The organism is Verrucomicrobiota bacterium (assembly GCA_016871495.1).
Lineage (GTDB): Bacteria > Verrucomicrobiota > Verrucomicrobiia > Limisphaerales > VHDF01 > VHDF01.
This window is the reverse complement of record VHDF01000063.1, coordinates 20,848-28,577: the sequence shown is the minus strand read 5'-3', so window position 1 is coordinate 28,577 and position 7,730 is coordinate 20,848. Positions and strand designations below refer to the sequence as shown.

Sequence of the window (7,730 nt, the reverse complement as noted above, 5' to 3'; positions counted from 1 at the left end):
CTGACTTATCTCCGCCTGATGAACCTCACCGTCGGCCTGCTCATCAACTTCGGAGCCGCGACGCTCAAAGAAGGGCTTCATCGCATCGTCAACGATCTCCCCATCTCCGCGTCCCCGCGCCTCCGCGTGAACCAATCCCAGCCATGAGCCTCAACGAATCCAATGTCGAAGATGCCGCCCGGTCAACCGGCGGACGAGACTCACGCGGAGGCGCGGAGAACGAGGAGGGATGATGTTCGAGGAAGGTTTCCGCACTCCCCACTGACCTGGTCGTGGAAGGTGGCGTGGTCGTGGAGCTCAAGTCCGTGGAAAAACTCGCGCCCGTCCACAGCAAGCAAGTCCTGACTTATCTCCGCCTGATGAACCTCACCGTCGGCCTGCTCATCAACTTCGGAGCCGCGACGCTCAAAGAAGGGCTTCATCGCATCGTCAACGATCTCCCCATCTCCGCGTCTCCGCGCCTCCGCGTGAACCAATCCCAGCCATGAGCCTCAACGAATCCAATGTCGAAGATGCCGCCCGGTCAACCGGCGGACGAGACTCACGCGGAGGCGCGGAGAACGCGGAGGGATGATGTTCGAGGAGGGTTTCCGCACTCCCCAATGACCTAGTCGTGGAAGGTCGCGTGGTCGTGGAGCTCAAGTCCGTGGAAAAACTCGCGCCCGTCCACAGCAAGCAAGTCCTGACTTATCTCCGCCTGATGAACCTCACCGTCGGCCTGCTCATCAACTTCGGAGCCGCGACGCTCAAAGAAGGGCTTCATCGCATCGTCAACGATCTCCCCATCTCCGCGTCTCCGCGCCTCCGCGTGAACCAATCCCATTATGATCGATTCTAATTTGCGTCAATCTTGAGTCCACGGCGCGACCGGTCGCACGCGGCCACCACCGTTGTCATCGAGTTCGCGAACGGAAAGCGAGACTTCAGGCAGTTGGTCGCGGGTCCGCGCCACGACGAGAATCACATGCCGGCCCTGACTCAGGTACATGGGCAGACGCTTCGGCGACCACGTCTCGCGGCCCAGCCGCAAATCGAAGAATTCCTTCCCATCGAGGAAGAACTGCAACTCCCGGCGGGAACCCGGACCGCCCAGGCCCGCCGTCCATTCAACCCACACTCCCGCGTCGGCTTGGATCGCCGCAGCGGCAAATGCGCCCGTCGTCCCTGCCGGCAGATGGGTTATCGTTGGAAACCACTTGTCGAACGCGAGCGGCGAGACACCCTGCACTCGCTGCCATGATTTCTCGTTCGCACCAAAACGCACAGGCTGATCCCAGCGCCACTGCTGGACACGATTGGTGAGGAGGGACGCTTCCACGGTGGCGCCTGGAATTTCCGGGCCGATGACCAGCCAGTCGCGTACCTCTCCGAGTCCTGCGGGGAGAGTCTCCTGCCAAGCCACCGTCGCGTCGCCGACGGTGACTTGAACCTGGGCGGGAAACCCAAATGTCCCCTGCGCGCCAGCAGGAACGCGGATCGGTAATCGCACGGTGCTATTGGACTGAGGACCCGCGGGTGCTGCGACCGCTTCGCCTTGCCAGCCGTGGGCCCCCTGAGGCGTGACGCGAATGGTTGCGGCGTTGGCTCCGCGATGCTCAACGTTCACGTGCCATTCGGCGTCGCCGCCCCTGCCTTGCTCTAACGTCTCGTTCAGTCCTGCCGCGGCCGAGGCGCGGAGCCGGATTCCAAAGAGCACCTCGGCCAGATCCGGATTGTGCGGCGGCGGCAACGACCGCGTGACGGCTCGCGCGACTGTGCGCTTCAGTTCCAGCCAGCGCGGATCCGACTCCGCAACGGAGCCAAGCTGCGCCGCCTGCTCCCGGAAGGGTCGGAGGTCTGCGACCGGCCGCTTCGAGAGTCGGCTGAGCACGCCTTCCAAGGCCTCGAACCAGTATTCGACCCGGCGACCGGGCTCAAGCCAGGCCGTGTCGATGCCGGCGCCCACGAGCGGACGGCGGACGCCAAGAAGCTGATTGCGGCGCAGCATGACGCCCGCCGTGCGCGGCCCGATGTCCAGTCCCTCGGGCGCGTCGGTGATGCGATTGTCCTCGATCAGAATGTCCTCGGCGCGGAAGGGCAACTGGCTGCCGACGGACAGCAGGATCTTGCCACCGCGCACGTCATTGCCTCGGAGGACCGCGGCATTCATCAGGCAGGGTGTCTCCGCCCGGCCGAGGGAATCGACGTCGCCACCGCTCAATTCGATGGCGGCCGTGCCGGACTCGAACCGTCGCATGTCGAGCCGCGGCGCCACGAGGCGGTTGCCCAGCATCTGGGAGAAGAACGAGGGCTCCGCCGCCTCGGGACCGTCGCTGGTGTGTTGGAACGCGAGAAAGCGGAGGGCGGCTTCGAAGCTGCCGCCGACGCGTTCGAGTTGGTTCTCCGCGAAAACCACCTCGTGGTTCAGTCCATACATTTGCATCGAATCCCCGTCGGCGATGCGATTCCCCACCATCAGCCACTGGCGCAAGCTGTGGTTGATGCCGAGCAGTGACGTGGAGTCGAGGGGCACGGACCAGGGGTGGTCGATTTCGATGGAGTTGGTGGTGCCGCGCTGAATCGTGCGCGCCTGTCCCTTGCCGCGACCGCCCATGACAAACGCCAAATGTCCCTCGGGCTCGAACGGCCAGGAGCGAACGGGCTTGCTGAGTTGGACCGAGGTTCCGGCGGCGGACGTGACGCCGCCGTAGTAAACCGGCGATGCGCCGTCCGATCCGACGATCTCGTAGTCGGCAGACTGGGCGAAGGCGACCGTGTTGCCGCGGAAGTAAACCTGATCGTAATACGGATGCGCCTTGGTGCTCCATCCCGCGCGCGACATGTTATCGGCGCCGAGCATCTGGTTGTTTTCCCAGATCACCTTGCGTCCGCGTTGGGCCCAGACCAGCCCACCCCGTCCGGTATAGAGACGGTTGTTCCGCACGAGACTTCCGTCAGACATGAACGCCAGCAGCAACGGGAATCCGCCTGAGTAAATGTCGCAGTCTTCGACGCGGATGTCGCGACCGCAGAGCCACACCGCCGCGCCGGTGCCGGCGGCATCGAGGGATTCAAAGTTCAATTGGCGGGTGATCTCGATCGTGTCGCTTAACTGTCCCCAGCCCGGTCGGGCGGCGTAGGGACTCCAGCGGATCACCAATCGCCGCAGGACGATGTCTCCCTCCTGCCACCAGGTCGGCCGATTCGCGTTTGAGTAGAGCGACTTGCCTTCGACCTCCGCCATGTTCTCGATGCCGCGTTCCGCGCCGACATACCAGATCGTCATGTCCTCCAGACCAAACTGCGCTTCACCATGAATGATGCCGCGCAGACGAGCGAAGTGACGGTTGCTCCAATACAGCAGCGTCGCCTCGCGGCTCGCGCCTCGTAGCAGGACTTGCCGGGGGATCCGCAGCGGGCGGTTGAAGCGGTATTGGCCGGAAGGAAACCACACCACGCCACCTCCGGAACGCCCCGCCTCGTCGATCGCCCGCTGCACCGGCCCGGTGTCGTCGGCGGCGCCATCGCCGCGTGCGCCGTGGTGAAGGACGTTGAACTCACGTTCCGGCCAGGGCGCTGCGCGTTGGACACGCAATGGCTCTGGACAGCGAGCCCAGGCCTGCGGGCCGCCGCATCCGTTGTGGACCCAGACTTCGTAGTCGCCCGGCGGAAGGTCGGCCGGCAATGGTGCCCGCACGGAGTAGAGGTCTGCTTCCCGCACGGCCAATTCGACGTTGCGACTGCCGCGCAGGGCCAGACGGGTCTTGGGGGAACCGGGCGGCAGACCCGCCAGCGCTTCATGAACTCCGGCCCAGCCCAATCCCAAGCCGAAGACGCGCAAGTCCTCGCCCGGCGTGGCTTCCAATCGTTGCGACCCGCGCGCCCACCAGGGTTGAGGCCCATTGACCAGCACCGTTTGTCGTCGCCCTTCAGCCTGGACCCGCAGAGCGAACACTCCAGGATCCGCCCCGGCGGGAAGCAGAACCTTCAGCGCTCGTTCGCGCGGTTGAATCGGAACCAGGTCTTCGCTCCTGTCCGTACTGGTTTCAGCACCCGAAACTGACGCACCGGGGTCGCCCGGTGCGTCATCGGACAAACGTTGCACCGTCACTTTGGCGGCGCTCAGTGCGTCGCCGTAGAGCAGAACGGTCTGACCGGGTTTGACGGGTTGCGAGTGCCAGATCACCAGTGGCGTCCCTACGTCCGCCGCCACAGCCGCCATCGTCGTCGCCGTGGACAGAAGCACGGAAAGGAGCGACGCATTCACCATCACTCGGAGCCTCGAAGTCGGAAGTCTCAGATGCATCATCGACCTTTGGCTAATGCGGGTCAGTCGCACAAGCGTTAGTGAGTGCGATATCCGTGTATCCCGATGTTGTTGGTAGGGCGGGCCTGTCCCAACCCGCCGCCCACGGGATGCAAAACATCATGCTCCGGCGGCGCGCCGGGACGGACGCGCCCTACCTGCATCACCGGCAACATCGGGATGCACCGGTGCAATATCCGCCACGGACTGTGGACGGCCCAGCGAATGAGCGAATGAAGAAATCGAGAAAACGTCGGTCGAGTGTCGCCTCATCCCCCAGCCTGACCTTGGGCCACGGATCTATTGCGTGCCTCCGAGCCCGGTGCGCTTCTGGCAGCGCACACGGTAGAGCCTTTCGGTGAAGCCGCCCTCTTTTTCAAAGGCCGCAGCCTGCGCCGCCAGTTGGCGGTCGAGGAAATAGCAGGCGAGGTTCAGCAGGGAGAGCGCCGCATTGGCCACGAGTTCGGCAGAGGACGGACGCTGACACGGACGGTTTGCCCGGTCCGTGTCTATCCGTGTTCGTCGGTGGCAGTCCACGCCGCTCTTCGTTCACCCAGCCCCGCACCTCCTCCAGCGTGGCGCAACGCCTCGCCTTGAAGCGCATCAGCGCCGGGTGATTCGGCGGCCAGAGGGCCAGCCCACGCTGCCGGAGAAAATCTTCATAGTCCAGGCGCAACTCCTCCAGGCTCGCCCGCGCCACATTCGTAAGCTTGAGTTCGGTCTTTTTAGAAGTGCCGCTGGCCTGGCTGCCCTCGGCAATGTTCTGCACGCCGGACCTCGCGGCCTGAACCATTTGATCATGGGTGCGGCTGCGTTTCTCGATGTAGCGATCACAGAACCGCACGGTCACATCGTAGGCCAATTGCGCCACTTGGAAGCTCTTGAGCTTACGGTAGCCGCCGTGCAGCGGGATCAGGCTGTCAGGCTTCGCAGCGGGTTTCATGGTTTCTTCGCCAGAAGCTTTTAGGTGTTGTCCAGCGTGCGGGCGAAACGCCGCCGTACATCCGGTTCGGGGACATTGTGCCCGCCGCTCTCGACGCGATAGCGGATTCGGAGCAGCGCCAGTTCCGGGCTGGGCATCCACAGGTAGAACAGGTGCAGCCGGAAGCCGCCTTTCTTCACGCGGCGCAGCAATGGCACATAGGCGCGTCCGGACAACGTGGTTTCGAAGGCAAAATCGAAGCGGGCCTCCGTGAATTCGGCGATGCGTTCGAGCACGGTGCGCCCGGCGCGCAACAGGGCGGCGTCGGGGTCGAAGGGCGAGAGGCCGCGCGCGATCAGATCGGCATTGATGAAGTTGCGGCAGTTGGCGTGGAGCGGCAGGAATTCCGTGGCGAAGGTGGTTTTGCCCGCCCCGTTTGGCCCGGCGATGATGTATCAGTTGGCGGGCTTACGGAGCATGGGGGAGAAAGGCTGAAGAGGAGGTCATCGGGTTCATTCGGCGTCGAGAAGGGTTTGCAGTTGATTCACCGCCGAGCGTATCTCGTCCGGGCCGCCGAATGCACCCACGATCTCCCCATCGACTCCCATGCCGCGGTTATTTGGCTTCCGATTTGTCCCGCAGCAATTTGGCCTGGCGATGAACGGATGCGACGATCCGGTCCTCGACATCGGTTCGAAACGGTCCCGGCAGGGATTGGTAAATCACAGCCTGCGTCCCTTCGTAGCCGCCCTCCAACAAAACGCGGCGACTCGGAACATACGCGCTGACCAGGTTCGCGTAGCCTGCCACCCAGACGGGACGTCCGTCGGAAGCGAGTTCGCGCTTGAGCCTGATCGAATAATCCACGACGGGTTCCCCACCCAGCGCCACCAGGGTCAGCTTCTGTCCAAGCACCACCACCTGCACCGGGAGTTGATAATCCGGAGGGTGGTCATCCGGGTTGGGCCATTGCTTCAGCACCCAGCGCGCGTGGCGGGAGACGAAACCGTCCCCGGACTTGGCTCTCTCCGCGATCTCAGGGCGCGGTGGCAAGGGAGCGAACGCCAGAGGACACATCTCCAGGCTGGTGGAAAGCGTGGCACCCAATTGGACCGGAGCCGCCGCCAGTCCTGCCTCGACTGCGGAGGCCAGGGCCAGTCCGTTTTGCTCGGCATCCTCCTGATGACGCCGAGGCTGCGGATCCTGATCGCCGCCGCAACCCATGAGGAACATCGTGACGGTTTCGGGGCGGTCTTTCTCCAGTTTTCGCTGGGCAAATCCGGCATAATCGCCATGCAACTTCCGAATGGGACCCAACGCCGTGTTGTGGCAAGCGTAACCAAAAACCAGCCCAATCAGTTTTTTCTCGGACGATTGGATTCGCAACACGGGCACGTCATGATCCACCGGACCATCAGGATTCAATCCAAGCTTGAAACCACCGGGAGTCGAAATTCTGCGATTCATCGCGAATCCGCAACGAGCGTGGCTGTAGCTGATCGTGGCCGGTCTTGCATTCGACGATGCCGTGCCGACAACTTCATTCACCTTCTCCACAAGTTCCCGCACGTAGTTGTCCGCCCGCTCTCCCCAAACTGCAGGGATGCCCCAATCGGCGACCGTTTTGGCGGAGATCATGGGGCCGCCGTGGGTGTGCGACACATTCAACAGGAGTTCCTCCGGCTTGATCCCGTGGTTTGTCCGCAAGACGTCCACGATCCGCTGACGTAACGTGTCGGGGATCTCGATCAGATCCATGGTGACGATCGTCAGCCGGGCATTACGCGCATCGGCCAACACCAGGGCTCGGGCATACAAATCAACCAAGGTTCCATCCGACGGGCCGGTGCGTGCAGCGTAACCAGCCATCCAGACCGGCTCAGTGGGTGTGATCGCTACTTTGGCCAGGCCGGCCTTCCATTGCCCTGGTTCGGCGGCAGATCCGGACGCGAGCGCGATCAGCCAAACACAAAGGAGCCCGACGAGCTTGAGGGACGCGGACCGTTTGCTCTCCTTCCCCAAATCACGCAGGATGTGAAATGCCCAAGGCGACCCTGCACGGCTCACGAAGAATTGCCGGTGTGAGGAGTTCATGGCGGCGATGTTCGGTCTGAGTGAGCCAGTGTCAAGAGCCCGTTCCGTGGCACTGCGATAATCACCGCTCACCGGAGCGAACTGAGACTGCCAGATTGATGGTGACGACTTCCAATCACGCTGACGGAATCACCATGAAACCAAGAGAACTCCAGTTGACTCTGCAAATATTTTCCTTGTTCGTGATCCTCGTCCAAACCGGTCTCGCGCAACGACCCGCAGTCGATGAGGATGTCCTCCCCCCGCCCACGGGCCCGCACAGGACAGGGCGAATGAGCTTCCATTGGAAGGACACCCAGCGCGACGAGCTGGAAACCAAGGAGCGATCCGGGGCGCGGCTGTGCTGCAAGCCAGCCCCAGCGGCCTCAGCTCCCTGCGCGGCTGGAATATTCGGCTGCGCGTCGTCACTTCGGGAACTGCTGCGGCTGG

At 63.3% G+C, this 7,730-nt stretch carries 6 protein-coding genes and 1 pseudogene; 3 read left to right on the top strand and 4 right to left on the bottom strand.

The window, feature by feature from the left end; genetic code table 11:
* From FJ404_13650 to FJ404_13640, 3 genes are all read left to right on the top strand, one after another.
* Positions 1-147 (top strand): GxxExxY protein (locus FJ404_13650; GenBank protein MBM3823905.1); only part of this gene is annotated, 147 nt, incomplete at its 5' end.
* 119 nt (positions 148-266) lie between these two features.
* A complete protein-coding gene (locus FJ404_13645) occupies positions 267-488 on the top strand; it encodes a GxxExxY protein (protein ID MBM3823904.1) in 222 nt (73 codons plus the stop codon).
* 125 nt (positions 489-613) lie between these two features.
* Entirely contained in the window at positions 614-838 is a 225-nt protein-coding gene (locus FJ404_13640; GenBank protein MBM3823903.1) for a GxxExxY protein, read from the top strand.
* A gap of 6 nt (positions 839-844) precedes the next feature.
* Here the strand turns inward: FJ404_13640 and FJ404_13635 are convergent, their stop codons facing one another.
* The 4 genes and pseudogenes from FJ404_13635 to FJ404_13620 form a co-directional block, all read right to left on the bottom strand.
* Positions 845-4,288, bottom strand: a complete 3,444-nt coding sequence (locus FJ404_13635; GenBank protein MBM3823902.1) for a hypothetical protein — start codon at positions 4,286-4,288, stop codon at positions 845-847.
* Between the two features lie 297 nt (positions 4,289-4,585).
* Positions 4,586-5,228: pseudogene (locus tag FJ404_13630) on the bottom strand (four helix bundle protein).
* Positions 5,229-5,248: 20 nt separating this feature from the next.
* Entirely contained in the window at positions 5,249-5,659 is a 411-nt protein-coding gene (locus FJ404_13625; protein MBM3823901.1) for a Zeta toxin family protein, read from the bottom strand.
* Positions 5,660-5,822: 163 nt separating this feature from the next.
* Positions 5,823-7,301: a hypothetical protein gene (locus FJ404_13620; protein MBM3823900.1), complete on the bottom strand. Its 1,479-nt coding sequence runs from the start codon at positions 7,299-7,301 to the stop codon at positions 5,823-5,825.
* Positions 7,302-7,730 lie beyond the last annotated feature (429 nt).

Excerpts from the sequence above, each read along its gene's own strand:
- FJ404_13620 (MBM3823900.1), bottom strand. The coding sequence starts at position 7,301 with ATGAACTCCTCACACCGGCAATTCTTCGTGAGCCGTGCAGGGTCGCCT.
- FJ404_13635 (MBM3823902.1), bottom strand. The coding sequence starts at position 4,288 with ATGATGCATCTGAGACTTCCGACTTCGAGGCTCCGAGTGATGGTGAAT.